The organism is Pseudomonas sp. AC169 (assembly GCF_979258515.1).
On the sequence record NZ_OZ409866.1, the window covers coordinates 1,826,089 to 1,843,208 of the forward strand.

At 55.8% G+C, this 17,120-nt stretch carries 16 protein-coding genes; 7 read left to right on the forward strand and 9 right to left on the reverse strand.

From position 1 onward, the window contains the following. Positions 1–280 precede the first annotated feature (280 nt). Positions 281–1,282, reverse strand: a complete 1,002-nt coding sequence (locus ACZZ0G_RS08285; RefSeq protein ID WP_463555865.1) for a GlxA family transcriptional regulator — start codon at positions 1,280–1,282, stop codon at positions 281–283. A gap of 101 nt (positions 1,283–1,383) precedes the next feature. Between ACZZ0G_RS08285 and ACZZ0G_RS08290 the strand changes: the two genes are divergently transcribed. The 7 genes from ACZZ0G_RS08290 (at position 1,384) to ACZZ0G_RS08320 (ending at position 6,623) form a co-directional block, all read left to right on the forward strand. Further along, complete coding sequence (locus ACZZ0G_RS08290; RefSeq protein WP_463555866.1) at positions 1,384–1,938, forward strand: cysteine hydrolase family protein; 555 nt, start codon at positions 1,384–1,386, stop codon at positions 1,936–1,938. 232 nt (positions 1,939–2,170) lie between these two features. Then, entirely contained in the window at positions 2,171–2,752 is a 582-nt protein-coding gene (locus ACZZ0G_RS08295; protein WP_245398062.1) for a YjfI family protein, read from the forward strand. 17 nt (positions 2,753–2,769) lie between these two features. Beyond that, the gene (locus ACZZ0G_RS08300; RefSeq protein ID WP_038362095.1) at positions 2,770–3,468 is read left to right on the forward strand and encodes a PspA/IM30 family protein; all 699 of its coding nucleotides are present in this window, start codon (positions 2,770–2,772) and stop codon (positions 3,466–3,468) included. Positions 3,469–3,667: 199 nt separating this feature from the next. Beyond that, the gene (locus tag ACZZ0G_RS08305) at positions 3,668–4,318 is read left to right on the forward strand and encodes a DUF2491 family protein (RefSeq protein WP_463555867.1); all 651 of its coding nucleotides are present in this window, start codon (positions 3,668–3,670) and stop codon (positions 4,316–4,318) included. A 15-nt stretch (positions 4,319–4,333) separates the two neighbouring features. Continuing rightward, positions 4,334–4,759 (forward strand): DUF350 domain-containing protein, encoded by a 426-nt coding sequence (locus tag ACZZ0G_RS08310; protein ID WP_463555868.1) that lies wholly within the window; start codon positions 4,334–4,336, stop codon positions 4,757–4,759. A 17-nt stretch (positions 4,760–4,776) separates the two neighbouring features. After that, the gene (locus ACZZ0G_RS08315) at positions 4,777–5,463 is read left to right on the forward strand and encodes a DUF1190 domain-containing protein (protein ID WP_463555869.1); all 687 of its coding nucleotides are present in this window, start codon (positions 4,777–4,779) and stop codon (positions 5,461–5,463) included. Between the two features lie 2 nt (positions 5,464–5,465). After that, positions 5,466–6,623, forward strand: coding sequence for a glutathionylspermidine synthase family protein (locus tag ACZZ0G_RS08320; RefSeq protein WP_463555870.1), 1,158 nt, complete (start codon positions 5,466–5,468; stop codon positions 6,621–6,623). 453 nt (positions 6,624–7,076) lie between these two features. Here the strand turns inward: ACZZ0G_RS08320 and ACZZ0G_RS08325 are convergent, their stop codons facing one another. The 8 genes from ACZZ0G_RS08325 to ACZZ0G_RS08360 all read right to left on the reverse strand — a co-directional run bounded on the left by ACZZ0G_RS08325 (position 7,077) and on the right by ACZZ0G_RS08360 (position 17,004). Then, on the reverse strand, positions 7,077–9,359 hold the full coding sequence (locus tag ACZZ0G_RS08325) for an ATP-dependent DNA helicase (protein ID WP_463555871.1): 2,283 nt from the start codon (positions 9,357–9,359) through the stop codon (positions 7,077–7,079). Beyond that, positions 9,356–9,796 (reverse strand): VPA1267 family protein, encoded by a 441-nt coding sequence (locus tag ACZZ0G_RS08330; RefSeq protein WP_463555872.1) that lies wholly within the window; start codon positions 9,794–9,796, stop codon positions 9,356–9,358. Before ACZZ0G_RS08330 ends, ACZZ0G_RS08325 begins: the two co-directional genes overlap by 4 nt. After that, on the reverse strand, positions 9,796–10,209 hold the full coding sequence (locus ACZZ0G_RS08335) for a hypothetical protein (RefSeq protein WP_463555873.1): 414 nt from the start codon (positions 10,207–10,209) through the stop codon (positions 9,796–9,798). The genes ACZZ0G_RS08330 and ACZZ0G_RS08335 overlap by 1 nt, the downstream gene beginning before the upstream one ends. A 3-nt stretch (positions 10,210–10,212) precedes the next feature. Further along, the gene (locus ACZZ0G_RS08340) at positions 10,213–12,219 is read right to left on the reverse strand and encodes an integrase (RefSeq protein WP_463555874.1); all 2,007 of its coding nucleotides are present in this window, start codon (positions 12,217–12,219) and stop codon (positions 10,213–10,215) included. Beyond that, a complete protein-coding gene (locus tag ACZZ0G_RS08345; protein ID WP_463555875.1) occupies positions 12,212–13,723 on the reverse strand; it encodes a site-specific integrase in 1,512 nt (503 codons plus the stop codon). The genes ACZZ0G_RS08340 and ACZZ0G_RS08345 overlap by 8 nt, the downstream gene beginning before the upstream one ends. Continuing rightward, positions 13,707–14,930 carry a tyrosine-type recombinase/integrase gene (locus tag ACZZ0G_RS08350; RefSeq protein ID WP_463555876.1) on the reverse strand — a complete coding sequence of 408 codons (1,224 nt, stop codon included), beginning with the start codon at positions 14,928–14,930 and terminating at the stop codon, positions 13,707–13,709. The genes ACZZ0G_RS08345 and ACZZ0G_RS08350 overlap by 17 nt, the downstream gene beginning before the upstream one ends. Before the next feature lie 142 nt (positions 14,931–15,072). Continuing rightward, positions 15,073–15,597, reverse strand: a complete 525-nt coding sequence (locus ACZZ0G_RS08355) for a single-stranded DNA-binding protein (RefSeq protein ID WP_008081898.1) — start codon at positions 15,595–15,597, stop codon at positions 15,073–15,075. 9 nt (positions 15,598–15,606) lie between these two features. Then, the gene (locus ACZZ0G_RS08360) at positions 15,607–17,004 is read right to left on the reverse strand and encodes an MFS transporter (protein WP_102901732.1); all 1,398 of its coding nucleotides are present in this window, start codon (positions 17,002–17,004) and stop codon (positions 15,607–15,609) included. Positions 17,005–17,120: the final 116 nt, after the last annotated feature.

Sequence of the window (17,120 nt, forward strand, 5' to 3'; positions counted from 1 at the left end):
GCGTCCCCCTTCCATCGGTTCGATGACTGTAGCGGTGAAGGGTGCAGAGATCAGGCCAACGGCGGCTCTAGTAAAATTTCAGTCCAATCAGAAACTTGCCGGAAACGTACTGGCACCACGCCTGTTTCAATCTGCACGACGCCCCATAAAAACCCGGCAATTTGCACGATCCATGGCCCTGTGGAGTTCAATGTGGGAGCGAGCCTGCTCGCGAAGGCGTAGTGTCAGCGGACAGCAATTTCGCAGATCCACCGCTTTCGCGAGCAGGCTCGCTCCCACATTAGATATTCGTCGACTTCGGGTTTGGGCTCACCCCAAACCGCGCCCGATAATCACTCGGCGCCAGCCCGGTGATCTTCTTGAAGATCCCGCGAAACGCCCCCGGATCCTGATACCCGACCGTCCAGGCAATGTGATCGATGGTGCCATTGGTGAACTCGAGCATTTCCCGCGCCTTGCCCACCCGCAAGTGCTGGCAATACTCGGTGGGTTTCAACCCGGTCGCCGCGCGAAACCGGCGCAGAAACGTGCGTTCCTCCAGGCCTGCCCGCTCGGCCATCGCCGTCAGCGAAACATCGGTTGCGCCAGTGCTTTGCAGCCAGTGCTGAACCTTGAGAATCGGCGCGTCGCCATGGCTCAGAATCGGCGCGAAATTACTCCCGCACTCGCTCGCGCTGTCGCTGTGCTCGATCACCAGGAATCGCGCAGTAGCGGTGGCGATGCTCGGCCCGAGCAGGCGGTCGACCAGACGCAAACCCAGTTCCGACCACGCCATCAAGCCTGCGGTGGTGATCAGGTCGCCGTCATCGACAATCGGGGTATCCGCCTTGAGCCGGATCTTCGGGTAACGCTCGGCAAAAGTTTTGGCCGAAGTCCAGTGGGTGGTGGCGCTACGGCCATCGAGCAGACCGCTTTCAGCCAGCATCAACGAGCCTACGCAAACCCCGCCCAGCGTCGCCCCGTTGGCATGCTGATCGCGTAACCATTGCATCAGGCTGGCCGGCGCTTGCGCCGCCGAGAACCCGCCGATGGATGGCGGAATAAGCACCGCCAGCAAAGCCCTATCGTCACCCGGATGACTGTTGTAAATCCGCGTTGGTGGTCGATTGTCTTCGACCTGCCAATGACTCACCCGCAACAATGGCAGTTGCGCAGCCTGATGCTCGACGGCAATCCGGTTGGCCACCGCAAACAGATCGGTCAAACCGTGCACCGCCGCCATTTGCGCACCCGGATAGATCAGCACGCCCAGTTCAGCGATGGCGGCCCTTTCTGCGCCCATTGTCAGTTTTCCCCTGTCTATTGTCGGTGCGGCCAATCCTCGAATCGCTGGCCAGCGCCAATACTGAAGCCACTTCCAGCCAACACATCGAGGACACACCCATGGCCAAGCAAGCGCTCATCGTAGTCGATATCCAGAACGACTACTTCCCCCAAGGCAAGTGGCCGCTGGCCGGTGCCGACGCAGCAGCCGACAACGCCGCCCGGCTGATCGCCGCGTTCCGCGAAGCAGGCGATTCGGTGATACACATTCGTCATGAATTCACCTCAGCGGATGCCCCTTTTTTCACCCCGGGATCGGACGGCGCCAAGCTGCATCCGAAAGTGCTTAACCGCGCCGATGAGCCGGTGGTGCTCAAGCACTTCGTCAACTCGTTCCGCGAAACCGAACTGCAAGCGGTCCTCGACGAACAAGGCATCAAGGAATTGGTGGTGGTCGGCAGCATGAGCCACATGTGCGTTGACGGCATTACCCGGGCTGCGGCGGATCTGGGTTATGGCGTGACGGTGATTCACGACGCCTGCGCCAGCCGCGATTTGGAGTTCAATGGCGTGACGGTGCCGGCCGCCCACGTCCATGCTGCGTTCATGTCGGCGCTGGGGTTCGCCTACGCCAGCGTAGTATCCACTGACGAATTCCTCGCCGCCCAGCGCTGAGCAATATTCTGCAAAAACACCGGGCCCGCCTTGCAGCGGGCCTTTTTTTGTTTGTCATAAAAATCTCACGCGTGAGTCATTGATGGCATTTTGAATTGGTTGTAGTGTGGCTCACGCGTGAGATGTCCATAACCGAGTCATAGCCATGAAAAGCCGTTCACCCATCGCGAAATCAGACAGCCCGAAGGGAGAGCGTGCGAAAGCGTCCACGAAAAAACCGTCGAGCTTCTACATGAAGCAGATGCGTGCGGGCCTGGCCGCTGCCGGTTATGTGAAACACGAAACTTGGGTGCTTCCCGAAAACCGAAGCTTGCTCAAGCAAATGGAGCAACAGCTACGCCAACCGATTCTGGCTGGCTCTTTCATGTCGGAGAATTACATGAGCGCAGGCAACAACTGGACCATCGATAGCCTCTTCAACGCCCTCAAGGCCCTGGACGAGGTGGCTTCGCAAGAAATCACGCTGTCGCTGATCCAGAGCTCCGAACCCAGCATCAAGCTGGAAATGAACGAATTCGGCGGTCTGCCGATTCACATCGCCCTGGCCGGCCAGCAGATCATCGTCGACACCGTGCTGGTGGACATCGATTCGATTTCGAACGTAGCGGCCTTCAACGACGCCGTGTTGCGCAGCCGGGAAATGTTCCCGCTGTCGTCGATCGGTATCGAGTCGATGCCGAACGGGCAGACCGTTTACAACATGTTTGGCGCCCTCAGCGCCGACTCGAGCCTGACCAACGTCGTCACCGAGGTGAAAACCCTGGTCGACAACGTGCAGCGCGCGAGCGAAGCCTTCGAACACTTCTTCAAGTAATCAACAGGGAATATCCAATGACTCAGTCCATCTGGAGCAAGTTGTTCACCGCACTGCGCGGCGGCGCCAATGAAGTCGGCGAAGCGATCGCGGACCAGCAGGCCCTGCGCATCCTCGATCAGGAAATCCGCGACGCCGACAGCGCCTTGTCGAACGCACGTCGCGAACTGGTCACCATCATGGCCAAACACAAACTGGCCGCCGACCGCGTGAGCGAGTACGACGCCAAGATCAAGGATCTGGAAGCCAAGGCTGTCTCGGCACTGAATGCCGGCCGTGAAGACCTGGCGCTGGAAGTGGCCGAAGCGATTTCGACCCTGACCAACGAACTGGATGTTGAGAAAAAGCAGAGCGACGAGTTCGGCACTTACGCCGAAAACATGCGCAAAGACATCAGCAAGGCCGAGTCGCGGATCAAGAGCCTGCGCCAGCAAGTGGACATGGCCAAGGCCCGTGAAAGCGTGCAGAAAGCCCAGGTCAGCGCTTCTATCGCCAGCGGCGGTGCCAATGGCAAACTGGAAACCGCAGTCGGTACGCTGAACCGTCTGCAAGCCAAGCAGCAGCAACGCGCGGCTGAACTGAGCGCTGCCGACGAACTGGCCGACGCTTCGACCGGCAACGATCTGGAACGCAAACTGCGCGACGCCGGCATCACGCCGAACGAAGGCAGCGCCAATGCGATCCTTGAGCGCCTGAAGCAAAAGTCCGCTCAGTAAGCACTGCGCAAAAAACCTGTGGGAGCGAGCTTGCTCGCGAAAGCGTTGTATCAGTCGACATCATTGTTGACTGATACGCCCTCTTCGCGAGCAAGCTTGCTCCCACATGGTTTGCGGCGTGTCGTTCGTCGCTCAGCCCGGTACACTAGCGACGCTTTTTCGCCGACGAACACTTCCACCCGCTTCAAGGAACGTACCCATGGGATGGTTTAAAGACTTGCTGGGCACCAGCAACTGGCAGACCGCTGCGCCAACACCGACCGTTGCCAGTGGCCCACTCGGCATGGCCCAAGGCAAGGCTGTCAGGTTCGATACGACGCTGGCGCTGCTGCTCGACGGTTCCACCACCGTGCGGGTGCCCTTCGATCAGGCGATCTGGAGCCATGGCTGGGTCGACCTCGGCCAGTCCAACAAACTGCACCGCTATTACATGAACGACGAGGATTTCTGGCTACAGATCCACGTCACCGGTGAAGATCAGATCGAATCGGTCACCCTGTTCAATTACCTCAGTTACGTGACGGTCAACAGTGACGCAGAATTGCAGCGCCTGGCCGGCCCCAACAGCCAGATCGGCCTGCCCGCTTATAGCCACGAGGGTGTCGAATACACTCGCGAGTGGGGCACCGAACAGGGGCAAACCGAACTCGTGCCGATGACCGAACAAGTGGTCAATCCGGACGAGAGCTACACCATCGAACATCACTCCATGCTTTATGCGCGCGAGACCGGCCTGACCGATCGCCGCGAATTGCTGCTGTTCTCCGTCGAACAGGATGAAGAAGGCACCGTCAGCCTGAGCACTTCGCTCGGCATCTCGCTGTACACGACAGATCTGAGCACCATTTAAAAAAGGAAGTTTTTCATGCTGGAAGTGCTGGCCGTTTCCCTGAACAAAACCGCACTGGTCGGTTTCGTCGTCTACCTCATCGGCGCCGTGCTGCTGTTCATGCTGTTTCAATTCGTCTACACGCGGATCACCCCGCACAAGGAATTCGAGCTGATCCGCGCTGGCAACAGCGCCGCTGCCATCGCTCTGTCCGGCGCGATCATCGGCTTCGCGATTCCAGCCAGTAACGTGATTGCGTTTTCGGTCAACGTCCTCGACTTCGTGCTCTGGGCAGTGATTGCCGCCGTGGTGCAACTGCTGGCATTCCTCGCCACAGGTCTGGTGCTCAAAGGCACGTCCCAGCGCATCGCCAACGGCGAAGTGGCTTCGGGTATCTATGTTGCTGCGGTCGCGATCAGCGTCGGCATGCTCAACGCCGCGTGCATGACACCGTCCAACTGATCGGCAGGAAGCCTTAGATGAAACGCAGCAAATACGTTCAGTTGTCCCTCGCTGCCTCGGTGGCCATGGCCATTTCCGGCCAGGCGACAGCCGCGGATCAACCCCGCAATTTCCAGAGTGTGGAACAGTGCGTCGACGCCGAAGTGGCCGCCGATGTCTGTTCTAACGCCTACGTCGCCGCCCTGAGCGAACACCGGCGCATTGCCCCGGCGTACGACGACAAGGCCAAATGCGACGCGGACTTTGCCGCTGACTGGTGCCAAAAGAATTCTGACGGCCGCTTCGTGCCGAAACTCGGCGGCTTCAAAGTGCCTGCGAGCGGTGAGCCGGCGCAGAACCTCGACGCCATCGCCGATGCGCAGATGCCTGCCGGTGATGCAACGGCGCAGAATGTGCGAAGCACTTCGCACGTCTCCAGCGGTGGCGGAAACGGCTGGCTAAGCGGTTGGCTGATCGGCAACGCCATGAGCAACAACGCCGAGCGCACGGTTTACCGCGATCGCGAAACGCGCCAGCCGTACAACACTTCGACGCAGTACCGCAGAGCCGAAACCACGACACGCAGCCAACCGGACTACGAAAGCAGCAAAAGCAAACCGGTCAACGTGGCCTCTTCGACTTCACGCGGCGGCTTCGGTAGCCAGTCCAGCGCCCGTAGCGGTTGGGGTGGCTGGGGTAGCAGTTCCGGTCGTTCGAGCAGCTGACAATGAAGAAGATTTTCTGCGCCGAGCGGCCCGACTGGAAGCAGACTGCCGAAAGCCTCGGCTTCATGTTCCACACCATCGATGACGAGCCTTACTGGGACGAAAGTGCGTACTACCAGTTCACGCTCGCGCAAATCGAAAACGATCTCGAAGATCCGACCACCGAACTGCATGAGATGTGCATGGACCTGGTCGACCGCGTGGTGCACAGCGAAGAATTGCTGGATCGCCTGAGCATCCCGGCGCCTTACTACGACATGATCCGTACTTCCTGGCTGGAAGGTCATCCGCATCTGTACGGACGCATGGACTTTTCCTACAGCGGCAACGGCCCGGCGAAGCTGCTGGAACTCAACTACGACACACCGACCAGTCTTTACGAAGCGGCGGCGTTCCAATGGGGCTGGCTGGAACAATGCATCGAGCGCGGCACGCTGCCGCGTCATGCTGACCAGTTCAACAGCATCGATACCCAGTTGCATCGAGCCTTCGCCGAATTACAGCTGCAGCGACCGTTCTACTTCGCTTCGATGAAAGACTCGGTCGAAGACAAGGGCACCACGGATTACCTGCGCTTGATCGCCGAGAAAGTCGGCATCGAATCGCGGCACATCGACATCGAAGATATCGGCTTGACGGCTGAAGGGCGTTTCGTCGATCTGGAAGATCGCTGGATCCCGCACCTGTTCAAGCTGCATGCCTGGGAGTTCATCTTCCACGAGCCGTTCGGCGCGGCAATTGCCGAATGCGATACGCAGTTTTTCGAACCGGCGTGGAAGGCGATTCTGTCGAACAAGGGCGCGTTGCCGTTGTTGTGGGAGCAGCACAAGGGCCATCCGAATCTGCTGGCGGCGCATCTCGATCCGAATCCGGTCAGCGCAGTGCCGAAAGGCTGGGTGCGCAAGCCGTACTTTTCCCGCGAAGGCGCCAACATTGAGCTGCAAACGGCTGACGGTCTGATTGTCAAAGAGGACGGGCCTTACACTGACGCGCCATTCATCTTGCAGGAATTTGCTCCGCTGCCAAAGTTCGGCGACAGCTACACGCTGATCGGTTCCTGGGTGATTGGTGATCAGGCAGCGGGAATTGGTGTGCGGGAGGACAATAGCCTGATCACTAAAGACTCGAGCCGGTTTCTGCCGCATCTGATCCTTGATTGAAACCCAAATCCCTTCTGCGGGAGCGAGCCTGCTCGCGAAAGCGGTGTGTCATTCAACCATTTTTAAACTGACCGACGCCTTTGCGAGCAGGCTCGCTCCCACAGTTGCTCGGGGGGATTGCAGGTTATTTGCTTCACAAAAAAAGGCCCGTCGTTTAAGCGACGGGCCTTTTTATTTGCAGCGGTTACAGCAACAAATCAGAACGGTTATTAACACCAGAAAGCTGGCCGAGTGAGCGAGTGAGTGAGTGACTGCCCCGTAGGCATTGAGCATCCTAGGGTATAAAGCCTCAAACGCTCATTCAGAACGTACAGAATTTCGTAAGATTTTCACCTAGGAACGCCAGATAAGACTCTCAAACTTTACAAAATCTCGGCGCTCTCCAGGATCTGTCGGCTAATGTTGGTTCACCCGAAAAGCCGACGAACGGTATGGGCGCCATCCGCATCCAGCCTACCTCGCCTGTGCGCCGAGCTCCGCTGCCAGAAGCGCACGCAGTCCAACTTGGCGAGAGAATGCCTTAGGTTGCAGCACGATAGCCTCTTCAACAGCCCTGAAATCGCCCACAAAGATCACCTGCACCTGTGCCCTAGTAGCGGCTGTGTAGACAAAGGTTCTGTCCAAGACACGTGACTTTCTCACGGGAATGATCACACGCCTGAACTGAGAGCCCTGGGCTTTATGAACTGTGATCGAGAAGGCAAGCTCCAGTACGTCGACATCTGTGTCCAAGATGTAATGGCTCACACCGTCGAATGTTGCTCTCCCCAGCGCAATACAGACACGCGACTTCTCGTCATCGCCAAGATCTACGGAGCGCGGCCTGTCAAAGATCACATCGATCTTCCCCAGAGAGCCATTCTGCAGGTTCCGCTCCCAGTCGTTAGCTGTGTACATCACCAAGTCGCCTACACACAGGCCGGTTCCCTCGACCTCGCCTGTATCAGGATTCTCGACCAGCAGCTGCTGGGCATGATCAGCGTACCTTTGATGACAGGTGCGGTTAAGCGCCGACACCCCCGCAAAATCGCACGATTTGGTAGCCGACAGGATCTGCGTGCTCTCTCGATCCAGTTCATAGAGCCTGAGCACCGTCGGGATGATTTCGTCATCAGCACACCGCAGAAACACGACGTCATCACTCTCGGCTGAGCTAAATGCAGGAACCTGGCCGTCTCGAATGAGCTGCGCCGCTTGGGGAATCGCAGACTCCTTCGCCTGGCGCTTAACCTCGACCAGTTCTGTGGTGGGTACACCAGCTATCTCGCATAGCACATGCAGAATCAGGCCTGCACCAATTGGCGGGAGTTGGAACGGATCACCGACCAAAATCACCTGGGACTCAGGGGGAAGCTTCTGAACTAGGCGATAGAACGTCACTAGATCAAGCATCGACGCCTCATCAATCACAATGACCGGTGCTGGGCCCATGTCCTTGTCGCTTACCTTTCGCAGGAAACCCGCGATAGTTCGAGCTTCTTCACCAGTGGCCTCGATCATTCGGGCTGTGGCCCTGCCTGAGAGCGCCATCTGAAAGCGAGGGCGCCCTGTCGTATCAAGCGCCTTATATAGAGCTTTCAGTACAGTGGTTTTGCCGACGCCGGCCCCGCCTGTGATGACACTGAACCGGTTAGAGAATGATGTGGCAACCGCGTTGCGCTGAGCGTGGTTCAAGCCAAATGCAGGCAGGCCGAGATGAGCTCGCTCGGCCCTTTCGAAGCGACTGATGACATCGCCAACATCGACCGGAAACAACTGGGGCTGGTACGCAGGCGTCAGGATCAGATCTCGAACAAACTGAGCACAGCGGCGCTCCATCAGCCACGAGCCGGGGGCAAACAACATGAGGCCAAGCTCACCCAGTTCCTTGCAGACAAACTGACCGACTACCGCTCCGGCTAGCAGGGCTTTGGACATCGCAGCTGTCGGTGCTGAGTGAGGCTTGATAAGCGATGACACCGTGGCATGCAGATCAGCGAGCGAGCTACAGGTATGGCCCTTTTCCGATGCCCTGTAGAGAGACTCTTCCAAGGCCGCTGTGAGCCGCCGCGAATCATCCAGGCTGATACCGAAGCTTTCCCGAGCGACCTTGTCAACGTCCGCCCAGGCACCTGCAAAGCTCAGCAATCTGTAAGGGTCATTCGTAAGAGCGGCTATGAGATTTTTTTGGTGAAACCGGATGGCTTTGCGAGCGATGTCCAGCGGAATGCGCTTGTCCTGAACGAACTTTAGGGTTCTGGCATCGCCATCTACCTGCCACCGGCTGAACAGGCGCTCCCGAACCTCTGTGGTTGGAATGATTGACTCGATGGCCGAATGATCAGTGTTGTCGAGAGCATCGTAAAGCCGCTCACCCAGAGCGTCCCACAGGCGAGTGGCTTTGACTTCTCCCACACCCTTCACGTTATCGCCTAGCCATTGAATAACCTGCGCACCGCTAGGTCGGACAAGGCGAATGTCCTGGACGTCCACAGTCATCTCGTTGATTGCGAACGAACCATGAGCGCGCAAGACTGTGGTGACCTCTCCGTAGACTTCGAAGATCGCACCCACAGCGATGTCTGAAAGCCTTGCGATGGACTCCGCCACTCGAAGAACTACAGGGCTCGACCTGTCATTGATACCGCGCACCACATCCATGCGATGGCCGAAGGCAATGCATCCTTTCCGATTTGCCGAGCGGATGCTCGTGACCCGGACGCTCAGGTTGATCAATGCGGGAGCCACGGCATTCATCGTGGCATCCTTCCCGTGTCTTCCAGAAATTCGTTGATCAGGGCGTGGCGATCAAGCATCTGCTTCGCAGCCTGAAGTTCAGCTCTTAGAGCCGCATTCTCTTGCTCAAGAGAGTTCAACCGCTGTCCGTCACGCTGACGCTGCTTGGCACCTGCATCCCTTAGGGCTGGTTCTGCTTTCTGGCCAGCAGGCAAAGATGCGACCAGAGGCGGTAGCACGCCCGCTGCCCGGAGTTCAGCTTCGAGGTTTGACAGGGCTGAGCGAATCGCTGGATTCTGCGTAAGCGCCCGCTGCCCGAATCCGCACTCTCTCGCGATTTCTGAACGCTTCAGCTGCCCACGATGAACATACTCCCGGAAGTCCACATCGGTCTTTGAAGCGGCCCAGGTCATGAACGCAGCGAGACTCTCTTTTGCGACTTGCTGACCGTTCGCCATTATTGCTTCGCCTCTGAGGAATCACGATCAACAAACGGCAGGGGTGCATCTAGCTTTTCCTCCGTCATTTTGAATTTGTGAGCGTTGTACTGCCAGCGAATGAAGCGCTCTTGCAGCACATTGTTTTCATGTAGCAAGCGGCTGTTCTCCGCTTCCAGGTGACGAATTCGCCGCTCTGCGATACTGAGGCTCGCAGGGCGCTTAGTGGAGACGAATCCGGATTTCAGCCTCGCCTTTTGATGCGCGTACGCGTCCTTGATGCGCTGATGTGCATAGAGAGTCTGACGTGTAGGACGTGTGCCGATGATTGGCCTCATGGCATTGCATAGCGCTTCCCAGCCCAGCTTGCCCTCCCAGCTATCAATGGCGGTAACAATGAGATCAATGTCTCTGGTGCTCAAATGTTTCGCCATTTTCTAAGCTCCCAAAAGCGCGCGGAGATTGTTCATGTCAGGTACCTTGGGCTGAGGCGCTGGGAGGCTTGGGGCCCTGGAGCGAGCAGCGATCGCTCGCTTGAGAGGACTAAATTCCTGATCATTGGTTAGGCGGATGATGGTGCCATCTGGAACCTCATCTGAGCCAAGGATCTCAACAAGCTGGTCGGCCTTTTCGAGCGTTCTGATTTGGTGCTCTGTCCAGCGATCAGCACCGTAAACCCCATCTTGATTAGCAGCCTGGGATTTCGAGATCTGCAAGCGCATGCTGTCCCGATAACCCTTCAGCCGCACGTACTTATCGGCTTCACCCTTAACACACGCGTGTTCAGTGCAGTTCAAGCAATCAAGGTGTCGCTGGCATGGCAACATTGAATAGTCATGAAGGCAGTAGCCAAAAATAGTGACATGAGCAATACGCTCGTCCTCGGCCTCAAGGTCTTTGAGCGTCACAGGAAGATTCTGCCGCGATTTTTCCAGCGCGACGCCGAAGCCAAGATTACGAGCTCGCTCAACATGCTCGGCATCCGTCATATGGTTATAGGTCGAGTTCTGATGGATGTTCTTCCTTCCACTCCACTTTGCGATATAAAGCTGCCCTAGGTCGCCTTGCTGAGCCTTGGTGTTCAGATAATGGCGAATCTGATGGGATTTCATCGAAATTGGAGATCCATCTGGATCTTTGTAGCCATACCGCTCCCAGATACTCCGCTCTTGTCCATCGATATAGTTGATATCGGTTTGGAAAGTAGATTTGCCGGGCGCCCACACGATAACTGGCCGGGGAGGGAAATCCATTCGCAACTCGTTCTGTCGGAAGCAGCAGAGCGCCTGCGAGTATTTGATATGTCGCTCTTTGTTCAGCCACGGCCAGCCTACTGGCAATTTACTACGGACATAGTCATTGAGGACTCGCAACGTCACAAAGTCATTTTCTGCGCAATAAGCCTTCGATGGCTCATGTCGCTCCAGAACCTTGAGAATAACATTGCGTGGGCGCTCACCAGGCGTCAGCCCCAACGCCAAGCAGGCCTGTTCATAGGAAAGAGGTTGATCCTCACCCACCTCCGGGCAGTCTTCATGGCGATAGAACTTGTCGGGGTTGGCCTCCAACCAGGAGGCGAGGGCTCTGCCCGGAGCAGACATTTCTGTTAATCGCCGCACCGCCTCTTCAGCAATTTGAACAAAGCTTGACGACACCCATTTGATATCAGACTCATATCCTTTGCCCGCATAGAATCTGAGACCAACACGCTCTACACCTTCGCTATCAATTTCCCTGTGGATGCAATTTAGAGGTAGATCTTGTACCTCTGAGATTCGGGAAGGGGCACACATGCAAAGCGCAAAGATCGAAGTTGTGAACCGGTCTCGTGAGTCCAGTAAGTCGTTCGCAAACATCTCACCCATGGCTTCAAGCCGGCTGACGGCGGGAAGCTTCTGCTCTCGTTTAAGCTTCGAGGCAGCATCTGTACGATGAATTTCCTTAGGTTTCTTGAATGGACTTACCCAAACCAATGGAGATGAGATGATCTTGCTTTCATTTAAGAACTCAACCAGCTTTACTAAGCTGATCCCGGCTTGGTAATCGGTGGCTTGGTAAGTGGCTGCGACCCTCCCGGCCTCATCCATCACTGATAAATCCGTTAAGGTGATATCTGCAACGCCATGAATAGTGAGAAGGGCCGACTCGATACAGCGGATAGCCTTAAATTCATTCTTAAGCTTTGTTGGATTGTGCCCCTGCTGATATCTCACATAAGCTTTTGCGAAAGGTACGATGGCAGCATCCAACAACTGTTCATTTTTATACCCACGAGAATGAGCGTCCTTTTTAGTGAAATTCCCGACCCCAGGCCAAGAACTACTATACCAATCCAGATCCGCACCGAAGACCGTAAGTTGAATACGGCACAGGCGTACAAAATCTTCTAGATTCTGGCGAGCAGCGACTTGCGCCTTAGGGGCAAACTTGAAGATATTAGACATTTGTCATCTCACTCTTCATCGATTTGCAGCGGGTCACCACATCACTGACCGCAAGAATCAATCTGTCATTGACCGAAGCGATTTTCAGATCACCAGTGCTTGCGATGATATTTTCGCGTTCACCTAGCAACTGATCCAAGACGAATTCATGAGGCCCATCAAGCCACGGCTGAAAATATGCGCATGTATAGCACGCGATCGGAGCCAGGGCGCCACAGAATCCAAAGGTACCGCAGCTTCCGACGTTCCCTGCGCTACTACAGACCCGTTTTGAGCCCTGGCGAACCTTGCTCTCATCAGTTACCAGCACCCCTGTAAACGCTTGCGCAAGAGGAGCAAGTGAGAGAGCAACCGCCTTGTCGATGTGCTTGACGATGTCTGGAATGTTTTTCACATAGACGCCGGTTTGTTGAGTATCAGAGTGATCAAGAGCTTCAGCAATTACGTACTGGCCCCGCCCTTCTCTCGCCAAGTTAGTTCCAAGGGTATACCGAAACCTGTACGAATTCAGATGCGTAGTGGCGCCAGTGCGCTCGCTAATAACGTTGACAACTTTCTTCACCTTCCTCAGCGTTTCTGCCACTTCGAGTACGCGTGCATGAAGAAGCTCAGTAGCGAGCTGGCCCTGCAGGTCTTCTGACGTATTGAATTTTCGAACGACAGGAAAGAGCGGCAGCTCAAAAGTCAGTTCCAACGGAACTGGCATACCCATTACTGCATTAAATGCGTCCTTAACAGCTTCAGCTTGAGCCTGAAGAATAAACCACAGATCCTCGACAATCTGGAAGCGATTAAAAGAACTTCTCCAGCCGGAGTTCTTCTGTTTTCCACGAGGGAAATTAATAAAATACTTACCACCCTCAGAAATCAGATCCTTGATTTTCAAATCGGTGATTTGAACTGGTCTCCGTCCAGTCATTGCTACGATCATGGCGTAGCATGCATCCCTCAGTTCAAGACTCCCGTCTGCATAACATTCCGTCACGCGGGACACAATACCTTGCATCTCAATATCAGTCAGTGGGCCGCTTTCAGGACACATTGACTGTACAGCGTATCCCTTTTCATTACCTTTAATCTTCCATTTTTCCAGCATGACTACAGTGTCGTATGGAACAAAGGAATATCCCTGACTATACCATGTCCTGAGAAACGCACGAACGGAACTCATTTCCCAATCTACACCTGCCATTTCTGAGCGAAACGAAATCAGAGACGCTGGAGTGAAGAGAAACTCTTCTGTGGTGGACTGAAAATAACTTCTCAGCCTTCGGAAAAGGGCATTGACGTAAGAGCCAGAACAGGTCTCACCATAGATAGCAAGCACCTCCCTAAAGCTGGAACTTACTTCTGGGCTAAGCCACTCAGGTAGACCTTCAAAATAGAAGGCATGATCTTTACTCAGCTTCCAGTAATTAGAGTGAATATCAACTTCATATCCAGACTTCGAAAGAAATGACTGACGCCGATATGGTGCTGACAGAAAATTACTGATGAGATTCATTTGCCGACCTTCCAAAGTGCTTATTCTGCAAAGCGATTACCGCTTGAGCTGCAGCCTCTTTAACATGCCGCTTGTTGTATGTGGCAGCAGTACCAGAAGTTTCACTCCACCCCATCAGATAAGAGCGCGTGTTTTCTTCAGCCTCTGGAGTCATCCCCAGTTCCTCACAACGCTTAGAGAAAACATAATTCCAGTGATGACGCAAAGCATGTGCATGCAACTTGGATGCGCCATCTGCGATGCTTGCGAGCGTTTCCATAAACTTACCGAAGCCCGAACCTGAAAGAGGCCAGCCCAATGATTTTCCAGGCTTATGCGTTACGAATAGATAGCCATGCTTTCGAGCTCCGGGGACTTTACTCCGCCACTCGCTGATGTAAATACGAATTTTGTCCATCAGTTCAGGTATTAACGGGAAGGTGCGCTCCCTAGTTTTGGCTAACGGCTGGTAGTTTCTTGGGTCATCAGCCGAATCAGCGCGCCTCACTATTTTTACCGTTCCCATCGCAAAATCGAAATCCTCAATTTTGAGATTCAGCAGCTCCCCTCTCCGCATACCTGTATGTCGAAGTAGCGTGAACATGAGTGCATTGCGCATCTGAAGCCCATATTGCCGTAAGGGGTTAGCGGCACTACCAGGCTTGATAACGTCCTCAACCAGGTTGAGAAGAGCATCTTCCAGATGGACTGTGGAGCGGTCATTTTCAATTTTGCTGGCCATTTTTGGCCGACTTGCCTTGATCTGAGCGACCATCGCGGCGATATCGTTCGCACTGGAGGCGGTCACAGGATGCAACCTGCCGGCAATGAAATCCATATAACCGGCTGCGACGGTAAGTCGGTTGTATTGGTTGGCCTTGCTAACCCGCTTGGGCTTTCCCTTGATTGGTACTACTTTGCCCTCACTCTGCCTGGTATCTGCCATTGGCTTTTGCATGAAGTCCCGGAGCGAGTGAATCTCATGAGCAAGCAGCAGTTCGCTTCGCTTAAAGCGCGACTCTACGCTGATGCCGTAATAGCTCTCCCATGCGCGCAGCATCTTGATGGCACCAAGCGCATTGATAATCGTGTTGATTGAAAGCGAGGCCCCCCGAAGTACCGCCGTGGTGTAGAGAGTCGGGTAGAAGAGTGGCATGCCTTCATCGTCGACCAATGTCGCGAAACGCTCCCCCGTTCCCGACTGAAACCTCCGAATCGATAGTGCCATACCAACCTCAAATTCTTGACATAAATTCAAGGTATGAGCCTAGTTAAAATCGGTCAAGAATTTTTTACAGCCCTAAAACGAGAAAACCCCCGCAGAGCGGGGGTTCTCAAGAGAAACTTAACAAAAAAGTCTCTGCGGGACTTCAGAACGGAATATCGTCATCAAAGCTGTCGAAATCCGGAGCCGGTTGCGGTGCGGCCTGCTGTGGAGCCGGGGCCGAACGCTGCTGTGGAGCCGACTGCTGCGGACGCGGCGCCTGCTGGCGTGGGGCCGGAGCGGACTGCTGGTAGTTGTTGCCACCGCCTTGTTGGTCGCCCTGTTGTGGACGGCCGCCGAGCAGTTGCATGGTGCCTTGCATGTCGACCACGATTTCGGTGGTGTAACGCTTGATACCGTCTTTTTCCCACTCACGGGTCTGCAGCTTGCCTTCGATGTACACCTGCGAACCCTTGCGCAGATATTCGCCGGCGATTTCGGCAACCTTGCCGAACATCGAAACGCGGTGCCACTCGGTCTTCTCGACCTTCTGCCCGGTTTGCTTGTCGGTCCATTGTTCGCTGGTGGCCAGACTCAGGTTGGTCACGGCGTTACCGTTAGGCAGGTAGCGAACTTCGGGATCCTGGCCGCAAGTGCCGACCAATATGACTTTGTTAACCCCACGGGCCATAACGTTCTCCTAGGCTTCGCAAGCAGCCCCGGCCGGGTTGTTCACCAGGCGTTCGAGGGTGTCGCGATCCACTAATTCTTTGTCCAGTTTGATGTAAACAGCCGCTTCGTCAGCGACTATCACTGCATCGGTTACCCCTACGAGGGCCTTGAGGCGCTCGACCAGACCCGCTTCGCGGATCGCCTCGGGCGACAACGGCAAGCGCAGGCTCGTCACGTAGGGAGGTTCGCGCATGGTAACAGCAAAGGCCAACCAAAGTGCAGCCAGCCCGGCACATCCAAGGAACACAACCGACAGACCGCCATGCTGAAACAGCCAGCCGCCGAGTATCCCGCCGAGTGCCGAACCGAGGAACTGGCTGGTGGAATACACGCCCATGGCCGTGCCCTTCCCGCCCGCCGGTGAAACCTTGCTGATCAGCGACGGCAATGAAGCCTCCAGCAGATTGAACGCGGTAAAGAACACCACCGTACCAATCACCAGAGCCCGCAGGCTGTCGCCGAACTGCCAGAAGAATAGCTCAGTCAGCATCAGCGTCATGACGGCGCCGAGCAAAACTCGTTTCATTTTGCGTTTCTTCTCGCCATAGATGATGAACGGGATCATGGCGAAGAACGAAATCAGCAGCGCGGTGAGATAGACCCACCAGTGCTGTTCCTTGGGCAAACCGGCTTTTTCCACCAGCGCCAACGGCAACGCAACGAAGCTGGACATCAACATGGCATGTAACACAAAGATGCCCAGATCAAGGCGCAGCAAGTCTGGATGCTTGAGCGTCGGCATCAAGGCCTGACGCGCTACGCCGGACTCACGGTGAGTCAGCGGCCCGGTGGATTTCGGTACCATGAACATCACGATGACGATGCCCACCAGCGCCATGCCACCCGTGGCGAGAAACAATCCAGAGAGCCCGAAAGCACGGGTCAACAGCGGCCCGACCACCATGGCGACGGCGAACGACAAACCGATTGTCATGCCGATCATGGCCATGGCTTTGGTGCGATGCTGTTCGCGGGTCAGGTCGGAGAGCAGCGCCATCACTGCCGCGGAAATCGCGCCAGCACCCTGCAGGATCCGCCCGGCGATGACGCCCCAGATCGAGTCGGCCTGAGACGCCAGCACACTGCCGAGGGCGAAGACGATCAGCCCGAGGTAAATCACCGGACGGCGACCAATGCGGTCGGAAATCACGCCGAAGGGAATCTGGAAAATCGCCTGGGTCAGGCCGTAAGCGCCGATGGCCAACCCGATCAGGGCCGGGGTCGCTCCTGCCAGATCCATGCCGTAGGTCGCCAGTACCGGCAACACCATGAACATGCCAAGCATACGGAAGGCGAACACCAGGGCCAGACCGCTCGCCGCGCGGGTCTCGCTGCCACTCATGCGTTCGCTGTGGGGATCGTGCATGGAAAAACCTCGTGTGAACCGGCGGCGATTCTACCAGTCCCATCGAAAGACGGGGTAGATCGCGACGCTTTGACGCGTATAGATGAAACTCTCTTCATCCAGGGCTAAAAACCCTT

Coding starts and splice junctions, on each gene's coding strand:
- ACZZ0G_RS08350 (WP_463555876.1), bottom strand. CDS start 14,930: ATGGCACTATCGATTCGGAGGTTTCAGTCGGGAACGGGGGAGCGTTTC.
- ACZZ0G_RS08305 (WP_463555867.1), top strand. CDS start 3,668: ATGGGATGGTTTAAAGACTTGCTGGGCACCAGCAACTGGCAGACCGCT.
- ACZZ0G_RS08335 (WP_463555873.1), bottom strand. CDS start 10,209: ATGGCGAAACATTTGAGCACCAGAGACATTGATCTCATTGTTACCGCC.
- ACZZ0G_RS08355 (WP_008081898.1), bottom strand. CDS start 15,597: ATGGCCCGTGGGGTTAACAAAGTCATATTGGTCGGCACTTGCGGCCAG.
- ACZZ0G_RS08300 (WP_038362095.1), top strand. CDS start 2,770: ATGACTCAGTCCATCTGGAGCAAGTTGTTCACCGCACTGCGCGGCGGC.
- ACZZ0G_RS08340 (WP_463555874.1), bottom strand. CDS start 12,219: ATGTCTAATATCTTCAAGTTTGCCCCTAAGGCGCAAGTCGCTGCTCGC.
- ACZZ0G_RS08315 (WP_463555869.1), top strand. CDS start 4,777: ATGAAACGCAGCAAATACGTTCAGTTGTCCCTCGCTGCCTCGGTGGCC.
- ACZZ0G_RS08320 (WP_463555870.1), top strand. CDS start 5,466: ATGAAGAAGATTTTCTGCGCCGAGCGGCCCGACTGGAAGCAGACTGCC.
- ACZZ0G_RS08325 (WP_463555871.1), bottom strand. CDS start 9,359: ATGAATGCCGTGGCTCCCGCATTGATCAACCTGAGCGTCCGGGTCACG.
- ACZZ0G_RS08285 (WP_463555865.1), bottom strand. CDS start 1,282: ATGGGCGCAGAAAGGGCCGCCATCGCTGAACTGGGCGTGCTGATCTAT.
- ACZZ0G_RS08360 (WP_102901732.1), bottom strand. CDS start 17,004: ATGCACGATCCCCACAGCGAACGCATGAGTGGCAGCGAGACCCGCGCG.
- ACZZ0G_RS08330 (WP_463555872.1), bottom strand. CDS start 9,796: ATGGCGAACGGTCAGCAAGTCGCAAAAGAGAGTCTCGCTGCGTTCATG.
- ACZZ0G_RS08295 (WP_245398062.1), top strand. CDS start 2,171: ATGAAGCAGATGCGTGCGGGCCTGGCCGCTGCCGGTTATGTGAAACAC.
- ACZZ0G_RS08290 (WP_463555866.1), top strand. CDS start 1,384: ATGGCCAAGCAAGCGCTCATCGTAGTCGATATCCAGAACGACTACTTC.
- ACZZ0G_RS08345 (WP_463555875.1), bottom strand. CDS start 13,723: ATGAATCTCATCAGTAATTTTCTGTCAGCACCATATCGGCGTCAGTCA.
- ACZZ0G_RS08310 (WP_463555868.1), top strand. CDS start 4,334: ATGCTGGAAGTGCTGGCCGTTTCCCTGAACAAAACCGCACTGGTCGGT.